The sequence below is a fragment of the Pseudomonas sp. PME37.24/025 genome, assembly GCF_055556615.1.
The window spans coordinates 1-374 of sequence record NZ_JBVHNK010000053.1 but is presented as its reverse complement, the minus strand read 5'-3'; the positions used below and the strand labels follow the sequence as shown (position 1 = coordinate 374).

Annotated in this window: 1 protein-coding gene; it reads left to right on the top strand. The window is 62.3% G+C overall.

All coding sequences use genetic code 11. From position 1 onward, the window contains the following. Nucleotides 1-374 (top strand): hypothetical protein (locus ACZ3HH_RS29455; protein WP_465810042.1); only part of this gene is annotated, 374 nt, incomplete at both ends.

Genomic DNA, 374 nt, shown 5'->3' with positions numbered 1-374 from the left:
ATTCACCACAACTATTCCCGGGGGTCGCAGGGCTTCCTCGAGGTGACCGAGACGTCCACGGCGAATGTGACGGTCAGCGAGAACGTCAGCGACGATTACCAGCAGTTCATCGCGTGGGACACCACGACGACGCCGAGCGGCTACGTGGTGCAGAACAACACGGTCATCCGGTCCTCCGACACCGCGACGCTGTTCGACCAGTACTACTACCGCGTCACCGGACCGTCGCCGAGCGCGGGCTGGGCCACGATCCAGAACAACATCTTCCAGACGTCCGGGAAATTCAGCTTCTTCAACTTCCCGCACGACCACAACCTGTTCGCGCCGTCCGTGAAGGTGAGCTACGCCCTCGGCGCTGGAGACATCATCGCCGC